Here is a 20,153-nt window from a genome sequence, read left to right on the forward strand (position 1 = left end):
AAATACAATTGTAATAATTTAATTTTATAGATATATACTGTATGGTATCGACTTTATATATGTTTCCATATATTTTCAATCAGGTTGTCCATCTTTATTAACAGGTAATTTAATTTTTAAATTACATAATCTTGATAAAGTTGCACCTTTATTCCCTCATCGAAAATTTAATTTAATTAATTTACTTATTGATGATACTATAAATAAACCAATATATTTGTTAGTTAATTTTTCATGTCTAATAATGTTAACATTTTGACTTGTGTAAAAATCTTCATCTTGTCAAAAAACACTTTGTGTGTCTAAACCTATTGTTATACACTTTCCTTTGTCTATTGGTTTATTTTGATGACCTACTTTTTTAAAAATACCATTGTTAATATCTGTTCGTGTTACTAAATTAAATTCCTTAGAATTTATATTAATAAGTTTATTATTATCAATACCCGACAAAGTGCTATTTAATTCAAAAATACCATTTAAATTTTTATATTTAACATTATTAGTTGAATCTTTTCATATTTTTATAAATCCAAATTCTTTTCAATTATTTGTTGAAATCATCTCTTTATTTTTAATATCAATTGATAAATTTCGTAAATTTAAAAAAATTTTATTATGAATATCTACTATAAATTTTTCCATATATTTCCAATCAGGTTTATTATTAATTGATGGCAAAAAAATTGTATCTTTTTTTAATTGTGTTTGACTTGCTTTTAAAACATATGAATATTTCTTTGTCATTTTATTAGAATTTCATACACAGTAAATAAACATTGCAATTTCTTTATTTATAAAAAACTTGGGTACTAATTTTTCAACATGGTCAGAAGCAGAAAAATTTTTTTCTTGATAAGACATATAACCTGCTACTGCAGAATCAACAACAAGACATTTTCCTTCTTCAGTCCAAATATTACTATAAAATTCTACACCATTATTTTTAGAAGCTGTCGTAACATAAGGATACAGACCTAAATTTTTAATCAAATCTTTTTTTGGCGTTGTTTTTGTTCCTGTTATATCAAATAATTCACTTAAACAAAATTCTTTTCATGAAGATAAACACATTTTATTTTTTTTATTAATATTTTCTGATAATTTCATTATAATTCACCTTTATTTTTTAAAGCATAGACAATTCAATCACTTTGAGTTAAGCCATTTGGATTATTTCCAGATTTTTGTTCAAATTTTTTAGCTATATCAGGGTTTTCAAAAAAAATTCTTTCTAAAACGGTTTTTTTAAAATCTTCATGAAAAATTTCAAATTTAATTTCTTCATCAGGATATTCTAAAAATTCATTAGGTTTTATTCATTTCACAGTATTATTTCTTATATCTTGTTTTTTATTTATTGCTTCCACTCAATAATCTTCTAAATCGTTTTTTCAAATACTATTTATATCATGACGACCTTGATTTTTGACTGTTACTAAACCATCTTCTTTTATTCAACAAGTAAATATCTCTTCGTTATTTTGGGGTTGATGAGCATTAAAAATAAAAATAGAAACAGAACCTGTTGAAGCCATATTTTGAAAAATATCTGGAAGTTTTATTATATGAGTTAATTTATGAGTTCATAAAATTTTTTGAACTTTTTTTCAATTTGTTCTTAATTTACTATTAGGTAATAAAAAAGCACATGTTGCATTTCTCTGAACATTATTTAAAACATTTTCAAGAATAGCTATTGGTTTACTTTTTTGTTCATAAGGAGGATTCATTAAAACTTTACTTATTTGTTTTTCTTTAATTCAATTTCCCATTAATTGGGACAATGCATTATCACAATTAATATTGGATTTACCATCTTTGTGAATAAGCATATTTGCACATGCTAATGCATAAATTTCCGGATCCACTTCAATACCAAATAATTGATTCCGTTTTATTTCTAAAGATTTTTTTGTTTTATTTCCACCAGCTTCTTTTATCATGTTACACATTGCTTTAACTAAAAATGAACCTGAACCACAACATGCATCAAGCACTCTATCATTCATATTTGTTTTAGTAATTTTATACATTAAAGAAGTTATATGGTCTGGTGTAAACACTTGACCATTTTCACTTTTTCCTTTATATCTTGTAAACTCATTAAAAAAAATAGCCATTACATCTTCACCATTTCAATTTTTTGAATCAATATTTTCAGATATACTATTTATAGAATTAATAAAAAGTTCTTTTTTATTTATATCAACATTTTCTTGATATTGAATTAATTTAAATGTTTCTTCTAGTTTATTTAATTTACTATTTATTTTTAATTCTTCTTCTATTTGTTTATGTATTGTTTCTATAGTTTTATGTTTGATTGTAGCAATTGAATCATCAATATTATAGTTACAACCAAATCTTTTTGCTACTAAAATACATGCTGTTCAAATCATTCTATGATTTAAATTTTTAATCAGAAAATCAAAATGTAAAATATCATTAATTGTTTTAGTAGCAGCATAAATTTTATTTTTATCAATTAAATTATTATTTGGAATATCTAAATAATATTCTTTGTTTTTAATTGTCATTCCCAATAAGTTTTCATCTATATACTCATTAAAATTTCAAAATACTTTATTTTCAATACCATTGTATAGAACTCCAATTACATTTTTATATTTTGATTTTGCAATTAATATATATTTTTTTAATTGATTTATAGCTTTTGAATCAATTTTTTGTAAACTATTTTTTGCTTCTACAATTATTGAACAAGATTTTTTTTCATCAAAATATCATCCATCAGGCTCTAAACTTAATAGTGTTTTTTCATTAATATTAAATTCTTTTTTCATATTTTGTATTTCAACTTTTATTTTTTTTAAATCTGTCCAATTAAAACCTAATTCTTTAAATGTAGTATGCTGACCTACTGAAATTCCAATTATATTTTTAATTTCTTCCTTAACTTGATCTTCTGTTTTTTTCACTATTTTCTCCTTATTTAACTTAAATTTTAAATATAAATGTAATAAAATCTTAAAATATGTTAATTAATATTTTAGAATTTCCTAAACTAATAACTAATCTTTAATTCTATAAAAACAAATATATCTATCATTCTAACTTTTAATTACTATTTTTAATTATAAGACATAATTTTATTTTTTCTGTTGATTATTTGTTTTTATTGTTAAAACCTATTTAAAATCTTTTAGAAAATAAGATAAAATAAGCAAATATTTTAAGAGAAAAGGCATATATGCATAAAAAATAGCAAATGTAATTTCTGATAAAAATATGAAAAAGATTTCCTTTAAAACTTATAATAACAAAAAACAAAGAAGTAATTCTATTTAAAAGTAATAGGTAACGTTTAGTAATCTGTGTAACTTACAAAAATAACTATGTTTAATTAATTTTAGTAAATATTACCCGAAACTGCTCAAATTGAAAAGTTTACTTTTCTTCTTTAAATTTAACCATCGTATTTTTGTCATTAAAAATTGGTTCAATTTTTTTATCCGAATTATCTGATAAATTATGATTATCTATTTTTTTTATTATCATTTAGTTGTTTTGTTTTTTTATTTAATTCCTTTTCGTTTTTTAACAATAGCAAAAATACGTTATTTAAATTTCTTTCTTTGTTCCTTTTTTTTAAACTTATAAAAATATTTATAGCATTTATCTAAAACATTGATTTAATTTCATTAAAAAGAGCAAAAGAGTTTTTACCAAAAAATTTATAATTTTTTTACCTATTTTTAGTAAATTATCACTTATAAAACCATTGATTTTAAACTTAAATCTTTTTCTTTTATGAATAAAATAACTAAAATAAATAACAAATTAATATCACAATAATTATAGATAATCTTATTATAATCAATATTCTACTGATAATTCTGATCATTTAACTAGAAAATTCATTCTTTAATTCCTTTATTTTTTGCTAGTTTTAGCAAGCAAATATCGTTCTAGCTAGTGCTTGATATTTTTCTTTTTCAGTTATATCCAATTCAAGTCATTTTTCATAAACTTTTTTAACTAATTCTTCAGGTTTTAAATTTGAATATTTTGTTTTAAATTCTGACTTTTGCTCTATCAGAAAAAAGAAATAAGCATTCATTGGTTGACTTATGTGCATTAGTATTTTTTACTTTAATACCCATTCCTTTTCTTAATTTTCATCAGTACTTTTGTTGCATAGAATAATCACTTTCTAAAGTTGACACACTTAATTGTGAAGTATCATAACTTACAAATCTTATTAAATTTATATTTTTTATTAACTTTAACATTTTTTTCTTCATAAGTAACATTTGGAAAAAATTTTAATAATATAAATGATGTAATGGTGGCTATTATTGCAGATAAAATTGGTATAAGTATTTTTCATAACATACTAATGCAAATCTCCTTTTCTATTTTCTTTTATATATTGCTTTAAACACCTAATACTTTTTCTTATGAAGATGTCTTAAATAACTAACTCTTAAAAATAATAATTAAAACAAATACTAGCAATACAATCAGGCTACACCTAAATTACTACTTATTTTTAACCTAGATTAAATAATCATATAAATATGAAAAATATAGATCTTAATTTAACTATATTTTGATATAAAATAAAAACAAGTAAAGTTGTTAATTATTTACATTTTTAGGTTTTAGTATCTTCGTTAACTAAATAATAATTATCTTAATAAATTATGGAAAAAAATTATTGTAAAAAAATAGAAAGTTTGCTATTCTTTATTTGTAACGAAATAAGTTCGATAACCTATTACTTTATTTGCCAAGTAAATAGGTTTTTATTTTAAAAATACATTAAAGGAAAAATAAATATGTTAGATTTTCGTAAATATTTCACAGATAAAAATGCAATAGATAATAAAAATGATGGTGATTTTTTTACAGTAATGGTGAAAAGTATCATTGCTGAAAATGGACAGCGTAACAATAAAAATGTAGAAGATATTTTAAAACAATTAGCAGTGAAAGAAACTGAGGATTTCCATGAATTTAAATTAGCAATCGAACAACAAATTAAAATGTTGCTTTTTGTTAATATCAGTAATTTACTAAGAAATTGAGAAAAAAAATATATTACTAAAATTAATGCTCTTGAAAGAAAAGAAAAATATACTCATCAAAACGTTCCTGATGGTAAATTTAAAAATTGCTATAGTATTTTTCAAAAAAATAATGAGTATTTTCATGGTGATTATCATAGTGCTATTGTTGCACAAACAGTACAAGAACTAAAAGAAATATATAAAGTGCTTGATAAAGAAGATGACTTTTCACAAACAGAATACTTATTAGAATTATTAATAACATTTCAAGAATCTATAAGTAATACTAATCAAGCAACAAAAAAATTTATTAATCAATTAAAAATTGACAATGAATATGAAAATAAAGAATGAGAAATAATTAATGATCAAGAAATTAGTACCGTAAAAAGTAATAATGCCACGATCGAAATCGAACTTCATGATCAACTAAATAAAAAGATTATTGCCAAAAACAAAATAAGTAAATTTAGAAATTTTATCATTAAAATTTTTACTTTTGGAAAAATTAATAAACACAAGCAAATCAAACAAGAAATTGCAAATATTAAAAAACAATTACAAGATAATGCTAAAAATAAAGAAGATGAAAATAATAAAGCAATTAAACTAATAATTAGTGAAGTTAATCAAGCACAAACACAAGCAACAACAAGTAATAATACCATCAAAAATGAACAGCGAATTGTTACAAAACAATCCCCAACTTTATAAAAATAAAATTGTAAGTAAAACATTACTTACAATTTTATTTTTAAGATTATTATTACTGTTTACTAATTTTTTTAATTAAATTATCTTTTTCGGTTACTGTTAAAATATTGCCTTAACACTATTAATACTAACCATTTTTCATTGTTATTTTGATAAATTATAAAATCTGGTTTTGGACAATTTTGTTTTTCTCATTTCACTTAATCATCCGATTATTATCATTATCTTTTATATCAAAAATTATTTCTTTTAAAATAGTTGTATTAACTTTATCTTCTAAAATATTTAATGATATTTTTTCTATATCTTCTATATAATTTTTCATTATTACACAATTTCCTTTATAAAATAATTATTTCATTAGTAATATAATTATAATTTTTCTTATTACTTTTTATTTTTACATTATTTTAATAATTCAAAATTATTAAAATAAAAAAACAAATATTAATTAATTTCTAACATTGAAAAATCAAAATTTTCAGATGAAAAAACTCTATTATTTTCTCTTAAAAATTCTTTAGTTTTATAAATTTCTTGTGAAACTAAAATATATTGTCCTTTTTTTTGTAAAATATTATTCATTACTTTTTCTGTTAAATCTACTCCTAGCGTTACAACTATCATCGCATCAACATCTAATTCTGATACATTTTCAGAATTTTGCTTATATCTTTCACGAAGTGTTCTTTTTACACTTATACCAATACTAATTTTCTTGTATTTAACAATGAAATCATATTCAACAGCATGAATTCTTGAATCATGAGTATTATTTAATAATTCAATGTTTTCCTTGAATTCCAAAAATTTTTCCTTAACTCTCGCTTCATAACTTGAACCTGCTGTTGATTTTATTGATTGATTAACACTTTCACTAATAATCAAGTTAAAAATTGAGGCACTATTTAAATTGCTATTTTTTGATAAAAATTTAAGTTTTTCATTTAATTTTAATATTTCATTATTTGAGGTATTTAAAATAAAATTACTTTTATTATTCTCAAATCTTATAATCATATCAATTATTAACGAAAAAATTACTCTAAAACTATATGGATATTCTAGGCTAATCACAGTGGATCGCTGATATTACTAATTTTTTTCACAAACCTTGAATTTGTAAATGTTTTAATCTCTTCCCATAAAAGACTTTTTAATTGAAATAAAGCGATTGAAAAATCTAAGAAAATAATAAAATTGGTTATATTTTTACTATTCGTTAATAATAATTCAGATATATTATTTGATTCACGATTAGCTTTATAATTTAATATACTACTAATAAGTTCATATCATGATTTACTATCTAAATTTTTATTTTTATTTCTTTCAATCAATACTTGTAAATCAAACAAAACAGATGATCTAATTTTTAATTGAATTAGCGACTTCAATACTCGATAAATAAAATATTTTCATCTCATATTGTTTTTTCAATTTTATTAATATTCATAATTAAAATCCTAATCTTTCTAATAATTTGACAATTTCCTTAGCTATTTCTCTAACAACAACAACAGCGACTGAATTACCAAATTGTTTATATGATTGATTATCACTAACAACTATTTTAAAATTATATGGAAATCCTTGCAAATTAGCACATTCTATTGGTGTTAATTTTCTTGGATTATTATTTTCTTGATGTAATAATATTTCCGTTCCATCTTTATAATATCTGGCTGATAAAGTACTCGTATATTCCGAATTTTTATATACTAACGAATAACCAAAGCCATTACCTTTAGATTTATTACGTTCTTTTCTTTCTTGATGACTTTTTCAAAGTTTATCAGAAATTATGTATTTTTTATCAATATTATTTTCTATTATATCAGGAACCATTGTTGCTTTATTAAATGGATTAGGAAACTGAAAATCAATATTATGCTCTAAAAACCAACAATATATACTCTCTCTCTATTTTGAGGAAGACCAAAATTTCTAGCATTCAATACCTTATAACTTACTTTATAACCTAAATCAGTTAAATTATTTAAGATAGTTTTAAAAGTACTACCTTTTTTGTGATTAATTAAACCTTTCACATTTTCTAATAAAAATGCTTTTGGTTTATGAAAAGATAATATTCTAATTATTTCATAAAATAAATTACCCCGATCATCAGCAAAACCTTTTCTTTTCCCTGCAATTGAAAAAGCTTGACAAGGAAAGCCCCCTAATAACAAATCATGAGTTGGTATATTTTCTTCTGCTATTTCTCTAATATCACCAAAAGGTACTTCATTAAAATTTTTTACATATGTTTGTACCGCAAATTTATCGATTTCACTACTAAAAACACATTCCATACCCAGTTCTCTAAAAGGTAAACTTAAACCCCCAATTCCAGCAAATAAATCTATGAATTTTAATTTACTCAAAGTAAAACCTCCTTACTATTCATTAGAAAAATTTAATTTCACTTCATAAGGAAATTATAGCATTCATCTTTATATTATTTTTTAATTTCTTCAATATCATTTTTAAATCAAGTACTTTAATAATCAACTACACAATATCATGATTTTATATTTTTCTTATTAACTTATGATACCATTAATTAATAACATTTTAAAAAGGGGATAAAACAATATAATGAATGAAGAAAAAATATGTGATTTAGAAGTCACAACAATTTTAAAAGAGCAATATAAAAATGATTTAATAAAAAGTTTTTTAACGAAACTTATTAATAAAAAACAACAAGATAATAGTTATAGTAATTTACAATTATTAGCAGATGTTTCATTTTATTATCAAGAAATTGCAAATACTATTGATATAACAAATAATATTTTAGAAATAAATTATTGAAATAATAGTGAAATCAATAATATTTTAAATTTAATTGAAAATGAAGTAATAGCAAAAATTATCAATAGTGAGAAAATTAATAATTTAGCAAATAATGATTTGACAAATAATAAATATCCTAAACAACAAATCTTAATCTAAAAACTACCACAACCTAATATTATATGTATTAGATTGTGGTAGTTTTTTTAACATAAAATAACATCTAAAAGTATTATAAATACTAATTTATTTTTGAAATCATGTAAAATTATTTTATCAAAGATTGAAATAAGTTTTAAATAATGGGGGTATTATGAAAAATTTTAAAAAAATATTAACAGCAATTAGCATGTTAGGTTTGACAACAATAACAACAACCAATATTGCTGCCTGTAGTTTCACAGGTTTAGATAGTAAGTTTCAAGAACTAAATAATTGAAAAGAAAATAATGGTGAAATTCAAAGTTTAATTAATGATAAAAATACAGTTTATGTGGGAACTAAAACTGCTAACGGCCAAGGTAAATTATTTAGAATCACAAAAGATGACATCATAACACAAATTACTAACTGAGATGAAAACAATGGCGAAATTTGTAGTTTATTAAATGTTAAGGGTATAATTTACATTGGTAGCAAAACTAGTAATAATAAAGGTAAATTATTTAAAATTAGTGAAAATGACACAATAACAGCAATCGCAACCTGAGATGAAAACAATGGCGAAATTTGTAGTTTAGTTAATATTAATACGACAGTTTATATTGGTAGCAAAACTGGTGATGGTCAAGGAAAATTATATAAAATGACAGCAGATGACACAATAACACTAATAACTAACTGAAAAGAAAATGATGGTGAAGTTCACAGTTTATTAAATGCTAATGACACAATTTATGTTGGTACCAAAACATTACCTGTTGATAATATTGCTACAGGAAAATTATTCAAAATTACAAAAGATGACAAAGTAACACCATTACCAAAATGAAATGTAAATAATGGTGAGATTTATAGTTTAGTCATTACAACTAATGGCAATATTTACATTGGCACAAAAACAAATGATGGTGAAGGAGATTTATATAAGACTAAAAAAGATGATAGTTATACACTTGTTTATAATTGAAAAGAAAACAATGGTGAAGTTAACACTTTAGTTAGTGATAATAACACAATCTTTGCTGGCACAAAAACTACTGATAATAAGGGAAGATTATTCAAAGTTGTTTATACAGTAGCAATTAGTATCTTTAGTTGAAGTAGTCATGATGGTGAAATCCACAGTTTATTGAATGTTAATGGTACAGTTTATGCGGGAACTAAAACTGCTAACGGCCAAGGTAAATTATTTAAAAGTTTGGATCCAGAAAAGCAATAACTATTTTTGATAACATATTATTGTTAGATTATTAAAACTTAATTGATGTTAAAAATAAAAAAACCTAAAATTTAATTTTAGGTTTTTTTATTTATTATTTTTACCCTGTATAATTTTCAAACTTACCTCATTTTGGAATAAAAACAGTTATTACTTTGCCAGTTGGGCCATTTCGATGTTTGGAAATAAGAATTTCAGCTAAATTACTTTCTTGTAAACTTGTCGGTTCTTCACTATTTTTTTCCTTATAATAGTCATCACGATACAAAAACATAATAACATCAGCATCTTGTTCAATGGCACCTGATTCCCGTAAATCAGACATTAAAGGACGTTTTTCTTCACGTCTTTCCACCAATCTTGACAATTGTGATAAACAAACAATTGGTATTTTTAATTCACGTGCTAAAATTTTCAAACTACGAGAAATATTTGATACTTCTTGTTGTCGTGATTCACTATCGCGACCTGTTAGTAATTGTAAATAATCAATAATTACTAATTTAATACTATTTTCGCGACTTAGTTTTCTTAATTTAGTTTGTAATTCCAAAACTCTTAAGCCAGGTGTATCGTCAATAATAATTTTCTTTTGTTTTAACTGTTCAGCAGTAGCACTAATTCGATTTCAATCAGCTTGTGTAAATTTAGACTTATTACGTAAACGATTAGCATCAAAATGACCCTGACAAGAAATCATTCTGGTAATCAATTGATCTTTTGGCATTTCTAATGAAAAAATAACAACCACATCATTTTTATTATCTTGTTCAGCAGCTGCATTTAATGCAAAATTAAGTGCTAAGGCAGTTTTACCCATTGATGGTCTAGCTGCTAAAATAATTAAATCACCACGCTGAAAACCACTAGTAATAATATCTAAATTATTAATACCTGAACTAGTACCAGTAATATTAACTGTTGATTTTTGTAATTGTTCAATTTTAGTTACGACATCATTAATGTGTTCACTAATTGGTAGCATTTCTTCATGATTACGTTCACTACTTACTTGGACAATTTGTGCTTCAGCAGCAATTAAAACTTCATTAATTGATTTTTCACTTTGTAATTCTTTATCAATATTTTTTAAAGCATTTGCTAATTGTCGCTTGGTAGTTCTTTCAATTAAAATATCAATATGTTCTTTTAAATTAGCATCAGTAATATATTGGCTAATCAAAAAAGATAAATATTCAATACCACCAATTTTATCTAAATTATTTTGTTTTACTAACTCTTCGGCAATAGTTGTGACATCAATACCAGAATTATTTTTATAAAGATTAGTAATAGTTTTAAAAATAATTTGATTAGCATTAATTGTAAAATCATGTGGTGCCAATAAATTTAATGCATTCTCACATGCTGGTGATGATTGCATCATTGCCCCTAAAACATTAATTTCTGCATTATTGATATATTGACCATTGTTAGACATAATTATTCTCCTAAAACTTCAACCTTTAATTGTGCCATAATTGTAACATCTAATTTGATATTAATGTTAGTTATCCCTAATTCATTAATTGGATTAAATTTAACAAATGTATGTTTGTCAATTTTAATATTATACTTTTGTGCTAGTTGCTCACAAATTTGTTTTGAAGAAATAGCACCTGCCACTTTACCATTATTACTTTTTAATTTAAATTGTAAAGTTATTAATGCTAATTGTTCTTTGATTTTTTGCAAATTTTCTAATTCTGTTTTTCGTTGCAATTGTTTATTGGCAATTACTCTCTGATTAATTTTTAATGCTTCTGGTGTTGCTATTACTGCTAATTTTCTAGGTAATAAATAATTTTTACCATAACCATCATTAACATTAACAACTTCACCTTGCTTACCATAATTTTTAACATTTTCTAAAAGAATAACTTTCATTGAAAACATCTCACTTTCTATTTTAATAATTTTTAATATCTTTCAGTAGTGGTAGTACTTTCACTTTGATAAACACCACTTTCAATTAATTTTACTAATTCATCATATAGTTCTCTAACTCCTAATTTACTACTTTGAACAGCAGCAGCACTAAAGTGACCACCACCACCTAAGTTTTCACAAATAATTTGTACATTTATTTCACCATTACTTCGTGCTGATAAACAAGCCCGACCTTGTCGATCATAAGCAATAGTAAATGATGCTTTACAATCACGTAAATCTAATAGCATCTCTGAAATTTGTGCTAAATATGAAGTATGGACTTCTAAATTTTCATCACCAACAGCAACTAAAAAACCTTTTTTAATTTCTTGAGCATGACTAATTAAAGCAAATTTATCAATTAACTCATTTAAACTATTTTTTAATAATCCTTTAACTTTTGAAGGCGAAGCTCCTCAATCAGTTAATAAACCACATGCCTCAAACGTTCTTCTTGTTGTTCTTACTTGAAAATTATTAGTATCAATTAAAATACCAGCAAACATAATATTTCATAAAAATTCTGATTCAATATTATTGAAATCATTATAATAAATAATTTCTGTCATTGCTTCGGCTGTAGAAGAAGTTCCAGCATCAATATAAGAAGTAATAGTGCTGCTAATTGATTCATCAGAAACACGATGGTGGTCAATAACAATAATTTTAACAGCTTTACTTAATAAATCGGGACTATCAACCCGTTGTGGATTATGGGTATCGACAACAATTAATAAAGTATTAGCATGAAGAAATTTTATTGCTTGTTTACCAGTAATAAAATTACGATTAATGTAACTTTCTGGAACAAGTTCATGAAGAATTTTTAATGTTTTTTCATCAACTTCACTTTGATTAATAACATAATGGGCACTTTTATTTAGGCTTTTAGCAATCTCAATGATTGCTGTTCCAGATGAAATACTATCAAAATCAGCAGCAGCATGACCCATAACTAAAATATTTTCTGCTAATTTTATTTCATTATATAATGATTGGGCAAACATTCTAATATTAATTTTAGATTCTGATTGTTTTGCTTCAATAGTACCACCAATAAAAACTGTGTTTCCACCAAATTCACGAATAACTACTTGATCACCACCACGATAAACTGCTAATTCTTTACTTTCAATAGCTAAATCATATAAATCTTTACTAATAGCATTGCCATAAGAGAAACCAGCAGATAAGGTAATATCTGCTTTAAATTTTTTAACACCTTCTCTAATATTTTTAATAAGTGGGAAGTTATCATTTCTTGCTTTATTAAACTCATTTTGATAAAGTAAAATATTATAACCATCTTCAATATTTCCTAATAATAATCCTGAATAATTATTAGCGAAATCATTTAATTCAGTTTTAATAAATGCTTCAACACGAATTTGATTTTCTACTCTTAATTTTTGTAAAGAATTATAAAAGTTATCAATACTAATTACTCCAAAAACTAGTTTTTCTTGTTGTAATTTATTATATAAGAAATGATATTTAGTTGTTTCTTGTAATAAAATTGTTCTTGTTTGTACTAAATAAATAGCATCATAAAGCATATCCTCAATTTTAAGTGTAATTTGGGTAATATTATTACTAATTAATTGTTCTAAATCTCTTGATAATTTAACAATTGATTTACCAATTAATCTACCTAATCCCTTATCCTCTAAAAATTCACTTACTCACATAATTGATAGATCACTATCTAAAACAATCATCCCCACACTACCAAAAGTTAAAGCTTGAGCATTATTTAATTTTATAATTTCAGCAGTATTAATATAACGATGACGAATTCATAAACTAAATAAAAAGATGTAAAGACAAACAATAATAAAATTACCGACAACTAAACTTAAAATTACAGTAATAGTGACTACTTGTTCTGCTGTTTCAATATTAACAATGAAATAAGTCAAACCAATCAAGATTTCAACTACTAATCAAACAATCATTATTAAATGATAATTTCTTAATGATTTGAACACTTTGTCACTTCCTTTTAATATTATTAATTATACTATAACACTAATATTAAAAACAGCCATTATCTTTTATGCAATATAATTACTATTAAGTTCTTTATTTTATTTTAAACTATTATTTAAAATAAAATAATTTTAAGATAAAACGAACAAAAATTGAGTAAGTCTGAAAACTTACTCAATTTTTATTATCTTGAATATCGTAATAATCCCATAATTTGGGCACGTTTTATATTTTTTGCAATCAAACGTTGGTACTTTGGATTAGTACCTGTTGTTCTTGCTGGTAAAATCTTATTATTATTACCCATGAATTTAGTTAATAATTCAGTGTCTTTATAATCAATATAAGTAATATTATTTTTAGTAATATAACAAGACTTTCTTCTTGAAAAATTTCTTGGCTTACCAGTGTTCATGGCTATCCTCCTTCAGTTATTTTAAAACATTAATTATCTCAGATTAAATCTTCTTCATCAAAATCTAATTTCTGAGGATCCTCTTCTCTTTCTTGAAATTGATCTGTGAAATTAATATCAGTATTATAATTAGCGTTTTTAAAAGCATCATCTAAATGAATTTTATTTTCATCCTTTGGTTTTGAATAATTAACATTAACATTATTACCAGCACTATCTTTCTTACGATTATCTAAAAAAGTAACAGTCTGTGCCACTACTTCGGTAATATATTGTTCTTTTCCTTCTTGATTGGTTGATTTTCTTACTGATAATCTTCCTGAAACTGAAATCAAAGAACCTTTAACTAAATAATTAGTCATATTTTCGGCAACTTTATTTCAAGCTACACATGAAATATAATCAGCTTGATTTTGAATATTATTAACTGCAAGTGTGAAAAAAGTAAAAGTTTTTCCTGTTGAAGTTTGATATAATTTTAAATCACGAGTAATTCTACCAATTAATGTAACGATATTCATTTTTTATCCTCACTTTTGAATTTAAATTTTATTATTTTTTTGTTCAGTACTTGACATATTATCTGTTGTTTTTGGTTTTATATTTTGATAATTAGTTTTACGATAAGATGACTCAGTACCAGCAATTGGTCTTGGTTTTCTTTCTATATTTTCCTCACGATTATAAGGAGGACGATTTCCTGTTCTTGCTGAACGAGAAAAAGAATTAGATTCTACCTGGCGCTTTGGTTTAAACTTATTAATTTTTTCATTATCTAAATTAATAACTAAATAACGCATTACATCTAACTGTCTTTTCTTATTTAAAGCAATACGATTAAAACTAGCAATATTTTTTGCTGAAGTTGATACTTCAATAATAAAATAATGACCTTTAACTTTTTTATTAATAGGATAAGCAAATTGACGAATAGAATCTTGTTCTTTTTTAATTTTTCCATTATTTTTAGTTAAAATTTCACAGAATTCTTTTTTTATTAACTGTGCTTTTTCTTGATTTTGGTCATCAACGATGTACATAATCTCATAATTATGCTTTTGTTTTAAATCTTCCAATGTGTGAAGACCTCCTTTTGGACATATGGCTCATAGTAAGAGCAAGGAGTAAATATATTAAGTTTAGATTTTTAAATATTTAACTCATATAATATTATAGCGTAATTACCTTTAAAGTAAAGAAAAATTAACAATTTAAAAATAAAATAAGCAAATATTTTCAAAAAAATCAATAACTTAAAAAACAAATTTGTTGGTAAACATTAAAGTTAAAAAAATGATAATTATTGATAAATTTTATAATTTAATATTTGTATTTGATGAAATCAATTTTAAAAGTATGCATATTAAAAACTAATTAAAGAAATATTGTAAAATAATTATATTAAACAAAATTTAGGAGGTTATTTTATGCAAACTGATTCAAAAAAGAAAGTGATTAAAAATCAACAAAAGTAAAAAATCCTAATGCACATAAGCCACCAATAAATGCTTATTTCTTTTTTCTGATAGAGCAAAAGTCAGAATTTAAAACAAAATATCCAAATTTAAAACCTGAAGAATTAGTTAAAAAAGTTTATGAAAAATGACTTGAATTGGATATAACTGAAAAAGAAAAATATCAAGCACTAGCTAGTGCTGAACAAGAACGATATTTGCTTGCTAAAACCAAAAAAAAAAAAATAATAAAATTACTTTAATTTTAATTAAATGTTAATTATAACCAATGGTAAAAGTAGACCACCATAGTTATGGTGGTCTACTGACATTAAAGACTTTTCTTTTTAACAAATCGCTCTTTTTTAAAAAATTTCCAAAATAAACTTCACCTAGAACTTAATTTTTTTACAAATGCTTTCATAAAAACCAACTCCTTGAAATAAATTTAAATTTAAAATTCCTTAATAGGAACGCTTATATTTTAATAAATTTTTAATTATTTTTCAAGTTATTTGAATGGTAAAAAATAAAATATTAATATAAAAATATTAAAAAAATATGAAAGTAAAATTCAAAAATAAACTTATGAAAACAACGCTAATTATTTATTTTTTTCAATACTAACACATAAATTTTAAATTGTTTGTTTATCAACAAATTTAATTACTTAAAATCGACTTTAAAAATTAAAAAGATTACAATCGTAATCTTTTTATATTGCTAATGATTTAAATTTAGATGCTTTAAAATTATTAACACCAATTTTAACAAATTCATTATCACTTTCTAGTTCAGAATCACTGTTTGTATCATAACCTTCATCTTTAAAAAAATCTAAAGCATCAAAAACTTTTTCTGGTTTACTAAAAGTTAATTCATCTAAAAGTTCTAAAATATTATTATTACTTTTGGCAAATTGAGGATAATTATTAAAATTATTGTTTGAAAATTCATTATTGGTTCATATTTTCTCAGGTAAAATAGGATCTTCCAACTTTTGCCTTTCATTAATTTCAATTTCATTATAGTTTGCTAAAAAATCAAAACTATCTAAAGTCTCATAAAATATATCTTCATTAATTTCATCATCATTGTCAAAATTACTCTTATAATCAAAAAATTACTGTTTATCATCACTTTCTGCTTGCAAACTAAGATTTTCACTGTTTATTTTTGCTACTATTATTTCGCTTGCTATTTCTTTTCTATTAAAATTAATTCAATTTTTATCTTGTTTTTTATGAATAACTTATGGAATATTCATAAAAAATTGAGAAGTTGTAAGTTTAGATTCAATAATCTTAATATCTACAATTATTATTTTAGGATAATTATTATAAAAAACCATATAAAAAATATTTAATTTATTTACAAATTAAATTTTATTTTTTATACTGTATATTAAATTAATACAGTTTTTAAACCATGACTTTATTTTAAAAGTAAATGAATTTTTATTTTGAAAAGAAGATTTTTTATAAAATGTAAAAAGAAAAAAATAATTTGAAAACAAATTATTAATAAAAATGGTAATAAATTAATTGATTTTATTGAAAAAGAACAAGTAGAAGTAAATTCTTTTCATAAAGTAAAAGAATGATTAAATAAACAAGAAAATTTATTAAGGTGTAACATTTTCAGCAATGCTTAATTACATCTTAAAATAATTAAACTTATTTATACTATATAATAATTTTACTTAAAAAAGCCTTGTAAGGCTTTTTTATTTTTTGAATACAAAACAAAACCATATAAAATTTTAAAACGTTTGTCTATGAGCAAATTTGATAGTTTAAAGTTAGACACCAGCAATAGCACAAGCTCCAGCATTAATAGTTGCAACAGCACCTCCGATAGTTCCAATTACCGGAATAACAAAAATAACACCACCAGCAATACCTACTATATTAGCACAATTTCAATTTCAAACATTTTCTAGAATTTGAATTCTATTGTTTAAATCATTTACTTGATTTTTTATAGTTTCAAAACTTGTTTTTAAACCTTGTACATTTTTATTTAACTCATCTAGTTCTAATTCATGACTTACTAAAGTTGAAACATAACTTCATTCTCGTATATAATTTCTTAAAATTTCTTTTTGGTCAACTTTCATTTCTTGTTTTTTAATATTTATTTTGTTATCTAATTCTTTTCCTAACGGATAAGTATCTTTTAAAAGTTGTATATCAACATTCAGTGTTTTCATTTTAATTGGAAAAGTTGTTGTAATTCAATCATTGATGTGTTCTATTCATTGTTTAGTTAAATTATGATTTGCTATATAATTTGATATTTCTTTAAGTTTAGTTTTTGTTATGTAAGTAAAAGTTGGTCTTAAATTTCCAAAAGAATATTGACTATCTGTACTTACATATATTTTTGCTGAAAAAATTTTACTAAAATATGAATAATTAGTTTTATCTACTATTGAAATTTGGTTAACATCAAAATTAAGATATTTTTGCTTTATTGCTTGTCTAATATCATTATTAATATTATCATTAATTAATCCTAAATTAATTGTTGTATATGAATTTCAAATGGGAAAATCTCGTTGTAAGTTATCAAGGTATATATTTTGATAATAACTACAATCATCTGTTCTTATATTTACATAATTAACTCTGTAATTTACATAACCTAGTCCATTATGAATACTACGAATCACAATTCTTATGCGTTCTCTTCTAGAACTATCTATAAATTTATTAGCAATAGTTCAAAAATTATGATATATTGTTCCACCAACATTTTTAATAAAACCATCTGTTTCAATTCTTCAATCTATTCAAACACCATTAAAAACTTTATTCTTAAATCTTTCAACAAAATCATCATAACTTGTGTTTTTAGCTTTAATGTTTGCTACTTCTTCTCAAAAGTGTGGTTTAAATGAAGCATATATGGCACTACCACATATTGAACTTAATCAACCACAACCACCAGCCTGAGAATATTCAATTTCATTTCCTCCATCTAATGTTCTTTTTTTCTGTTTTTGTTTTCTTGATGACGATGTTTATGAATACTTGTTTCTAGTTTTGTTTGATAAAATGGGGTAACATTTTGATTTGTTTCATTTAAATTATATGGTTGATAATTAGTATTTGAATTTGTATAACTCATTTCTTGGTTTATTAATTCTAAATCAGTATTGTTGTTAGCTCAATTTTTAATCTTTTGATTATTATCAATTGACTTAGCATTAATACCTTGAGTTTTATCATTAAATAATGGTGCAGATAATACTCATAATTTAAATCAATACCTTGGACTAAAATATTTCATATTGAATACCTTTCGTTTAAACATAAAACTCATTTACTTTAAAAATAAAGTAATGAGTTAAACCCTTTTTTAAGTTTTTTTAATAACCTCTTTTTATCTGTTTAAATTTTACTCTTTTATTTTTTATAGTGAAATAGAATGTTTTAATTTTGTTGCTTATTTTTAATTTTTCTATATTGTATATGTAAAATATTAGTTTAATAGAGTTTAGGTTATTTTTTGTTTTATTGTTAGATAATGATTAATGATTGGTGTTAAGGAATCTCCCATTTCAAAATAAAAACTAAACTGCTTTCTAATAAAAAGCAATGAGTTAAAAACCTATATTAAGTTTGTATAATTTGATTATACAAAATTAAAAAAAAAATAAAATTTTCTAAATAAAACTTAAAACTAAAATTTTTAGTTAATATTGACAAGGAAAAATAACAATAATTATTGATTAATGCCTTATTAAATAACTAATTCTATTTTTATTTAGCAATATTTTTTTATTTTATATAGTTAATTATTTTTTCTACGATTTCATCAGGAGTTAAATTATTAGTATCAATTACTAAAAAATTAAAATTTTTTTTTTCTTTTTCATATCACTGTTCATATTTTTTATTTAATAAACTTCAATATTCAGAAGATACATGTTTTTCTGATTCTCGACCACGAAGATTAATTCGTTGCAATGTATTCTCAAGATTTGCTTTCAAATAAACTATTAAATCAGGTTTAATTTGTGGATCAAAATAAAGTGATGAAATAATAACATTTTTATAAAATTTCAAATATACTTCATAATCTCTATCACTCATATTATTTTGTGCTTTTAATACTTCAACAAAAATAGGATCTTCTAAAATACTACGATCAAAAATAACATTTTTGAAATTTTGTGCTTCTTTTAATTGCCCACTGCGGGCCATTAACATAAAAATTTGCATCTTAAAAGCATATTGCAAAGGATCTTTGTAAAAATCATCTAAATAAGGATTACTAGCAACTGGTTCATCCATAATTTTATATTTTAATAATTTTGCTAGTTGTTTACTAACAGTGCTCTTACCAACACCAACTACACCAGATACTACGATTTTCATTTTTACCTCCGATAATAACTATACTTATCATAACATACAATTTAG

General features: G+C 23.0%; 21 protein-coding genes and 2 pseudogenes. 5 read left to right on the forward strand and 18 right to left on the reverse strand.

The window, feature by feature from the left end; all coding sequences use genetic code 4:
- Nucleotides 1–24 precede the first annotated feature (24 nt).
- The 4 genes from ACQH25_RS06600 to ACQH25_RS06615 form a co-directional block, all read right to left on the reverse strand.
- Complete coding sequence (locus ACQH25_RS06600; protein ID WP_425381213.1) at nt 25–1,110, reverse strand: restriction endonuclease subunit S; 1,086 nt, start codon at nt 1,108–1,110, stop codon at nt 25–27.
- Nucleotides 1,110–2,942, reverse strand: a complete 1,833-nt coding sequence (locus tag ACQH25_RS06605; protein ID WP_425381214.1) for an HsdM family class I SAM-dependent methyltransferase — start codon at nt 2,940–2,942, stop codon at nt 1,110–1,112. The genes ACQH25_RS06600 and ACQH25_RS06605 overlap by 1 nt, the downstream gene beginning before the upstream one ends.
- A 971-nt stretch (nt 2,943–3,913) precedes the next feature.
- On the reverse strand, nt 3,914–4,102 hold the full coding sequence (locus ACQH25_RS06610; protein WP_425381215.1) for a hypothetical protein: 189 nt from the start codon (nt 4,100–4,102) through the stop codon (nt 3,914–3,916).
- The gene (locus ACQH25_RS06615; RefSeq protein ID WP_425381861.1) at nt 4,038–4,268 is read right to left on the reverse strand and encodes a hypothetical protein; all 231 of its coding nucleotides are present in this window, start codon (nt 4,266–4,268) and stop codon (nt 4,038–4,040) included. Before ACQH25_RS06615 ends, ACQH25_RS06610 begins: the two co-directional genes overlap by 65 nt.
- 537 nt (nt 4,269–4,805) lie before the next feature.
- Here ACQH25_RS06615 and ACQH25_RS06620 point away from each other — a divergent pair.
- Nucleotides 4,806–5,750, forward strand: coding sequence for a hypothetical protein (locus tag ACQH25_RS06620; RefSeq protein ID WP_425381216.1), 945 nt, complete (start codon nt 4,806–4,808; stop codon nt 5,748–5,750).
- Between the two features lie 157 nt (nt 5,751–5,907).
- On the opposite strand, the gene ACQH25_RS06625 is transcribed toward ACQH25_RS06620, so the two are convergent.
- From ACQH25_RS06625 to ACQH25_RS06640, 4 genes and pseudogenes are all read right to left on the reverse strand, one after another.
- Entirely contained in the window at nt 5,908–6,075 is a 168-nt protein-coding gene (locus ACQH25_RS06625; RefSeq protein WP_425381217.1) for a hypothetical protein, read from the reverse strand.
- A 122-nt stretch (nt 6,076–6,197) separates the two neighbouring features.
- Nucleotides 6,198–6,827 (reverse strand): hypothetical protein, encoded by a 630-nt coding sequence (locus ACQH25_RS06630; RefSeq protein WP_425381218.1) that lies wholly within the window; start codon nt 6,825–6,827, stop codon nt 6,198–6,200.
- Nucleotides 6,815–7,177 carry a hypothetical protein gene (locus ACQH25_RS06635; protein ID WP_425381219.1) on the reverse strand — a complete coding sequence of 121 codons (363 nt, stop codon included), beginning with the start codon at nt 7,175–7,177 and terminating at the stop codon, nt 6,815–6,817. The genes ACQH25_RS06630 and ACQH25_RS06635 overlap by 13 nt, the downstream gene beginning before the upstream one ends.
- Nucleotides 7,178–7,208: 31 nt before the next feature.
- Nucleotides 7,209–8,137: pseudogene (locus ACQH25_RS06640) on the reverse strand (DNA cytosine methyltransferase).
- A 214-nt stretch (nt 8,138–8,351) separates the two neighbouring features.
- On the opposite strand from ACQH25_RS06640, the gene ACQH25_RS06645 reads away from it, so the two are divergent.
- Together ACQH25_RS06645 and ACQH25_RS06650 are read left to right on the forward strand one after the other, a co-directional pair.
- Nucleotides 8,352–8,711, forward strand: a complete 360-nt coding sequence (locus tag ACQH25_RS06645; protein WP_425381220.1) for a hypothetical protein — start codon at nt 8,352–8,354, stop codon at nt 8,709–8,711.
- Nucleotides 8,712–8,865: 154 nt separating this feature from the next.
- Nucleotides 8,866–9,933, forward strand: a complete 1,068-nt coding sequence (locus ACQH25_RS06650; RefSeq protein WP_425381221.1) for a hypothetical protein — start codon at nt 8,866–8,868, stop codon at nt 9,931–9,933.
- Between the two features lie 100 nt (nt 9,934–10,033).
- Here ACQH25_RS06650 and dnaB read toward each other — a convergent pair whose 3' ends face one another.
- From dnaB to rpsF, 6 genes are all read right to left on the reverse strand, one after another.
- Nucleotides 10,034–11,374 carry a replicative DNA helicase gene (gene dnaB, locus ACQH25_RS06655; RefSeq protein WP_425381222.1) on the reverse strand — a complete coding sequence of 447 codons (1,341 nt, stop codon included), beginning with the start codon at nt 11,372–11,374 and terminating at the stop codon, nt 10,034–10,036.
- 2 nt (nt 11,375–11,376) lie between these two features.
- Nucleotides 11,377–11,820 (reverse strand): 50S ribosomal protein L9, encoded by a 444-nt coding sequence (gene rplI, locus ACQH25_RS06660; RefSeq protein ID WP_425381223.1) that lies wholly within the window; start codon nt 11,818–11,820, stop codon nt 11,377–11,379.
- A gap of 32 nt (nt 11,821–11,852) precedes the next feature.
- Complete coding sequence (locus tag ACQH25_RS06665; RefSeq protein WP_425381224.1) at nt 11,853–13,853, reverse strand: DHH family phosphoesterase; 2,001 nt, start codon at nt 13,851–13,853, stop codon at nt 11,853–11,855.
- A 185-nt stretch (nt 13,854–14,038) separates the two neighbouring features.
- A complete protein-coding gene (gene rpsR, locus ACQH25_RS06670; protein WP_425381225.1) occupies nt 14,039–14,269 on the reverse strand; it encodes a 30S ribosomal protein S18 in 231 nt (76 codons plus the stop codon).
- 29 nt (nt 14,270–14,298) lie between these two features.
- Nucleotides 14,299–14,790 carry a single-stranded DNA-binding protein gene (locus ACQH25_RS06675; protein ID WP_425381226.1) on the reverse strand — a complete coding sequence of 164 codons (492 nt, stop codon included), beginning with the start codon at nt 14,788–14,790 and terminating at the stop codon, nt 14,299–14,301.
- Between the two features lie 21 nt (nt 14,791–14,811).
- Nucleotides 14,812–15,345: a 30S ribosomal protein S6 gene (rpsF, locus tag ACQH25_RS06680; protein ID WP_425381227.1), complete on the reverse strand. Its 534-nt coding sequence runs from the start codon at nt 15,343–15,345 to the stop codon at nt 14,812–14,814.
- Nucleotides 15,346–15,770: 425 nt separating this feature from the next.
- Here rpsF and ACQH25_RS06685 point away from each other — a divergent pair.
- Nucleotides 15,771–15,854, forward strand: a pseudogene (locus tag ACQH25_RS06685) (hypothetical protein); the annotation flags it as partial.
- Between the two features lie 584 nt (nt 15,855–16,438).
- On the opposite strand, the gene ACQH25_RS06690 reads toward ACQH25_RS06685, so the two are convergent.
- Nucleotides 16,439–16,720, reverse strand: a complete 282-nt coding sequence (locus ACQH25_RS06690; protein ID WP_425381228.1) for a hypothetical protein — start codon at nt 16,718–16,720, stop codon at nt 16,439–16,441.
- A gap of 804 nt (nt 16,721–17,524) precedes the next feature.
- On the reverse strand, nt 17,525–18,397 hold the full coding sequence (locus tag ACQH25_RS06695; RefSeq protein ID WP_425381229.1) for a hypothetical protein: 873 nt from the start codon (nt 18,395–18,397) through the stop codon (nt 17,525–17,527).
- A 7-nt stretch (nt 18,398–18,404) separates the two neighbouring features.
- On the opposite strand from ACQH25_RS06695, the gene ACQH25_RS06700 reads away from it, so the two are divergent.
- Nucleotides 18,405–18,569, forward strand: a complete 165-nt coding sequence (locus tag ACQH25_RS06700; protein ID WP_425381230.1) for a hypothetical protein — start codon at nt 18,405–18,407, stop codon at nt 18,567–18,569.
- A 136-nt stretch (nt 18,570–18,705) separates the two neighbouring features.
- On the opposite strand, the gene ACQH25_RS06705 is transcribed toward ACQH25_RS06700, so the two are convergent.
- Both ACQH25_RS06705 and ACQH25_RS06710 read right to left on the reverse strand, forming a co-directional pair.
- Entirely contained in the window at nt 18,706–19,017 is a 312-nt protein-coding gene (locus ACQH25_RS06705) for a hypothetical protein (protein WP_425381231.1), read from the reverse strand.
- Nucleotides 19,018–19,508: 491 nt separating this feature from the next.
- Nucleotides 19,509–20,108 (reverse strand): deoxynucleoside kinase, encoded by a 600-nt coding sequence (locus ACQH25_RS06710; protein WP_425381232.1) that lies wholly within the window; start codon nt 20,106–20,108, stop codon nt 19,509–19,511.
- Nucleotides 20,109–20,153 lie beyond the last annotated feature (45 nt).

This window comes from Spiroplasma endosymbiont of Polydrusus pterygomalis (assembly GCF_964030825.1).
Classification (GTDB): domain Bacteria; phylum Bacillota_I; class Bacilli_A; order Mycoplasmatales; family VBWQ01; genus Spiroplasma_E.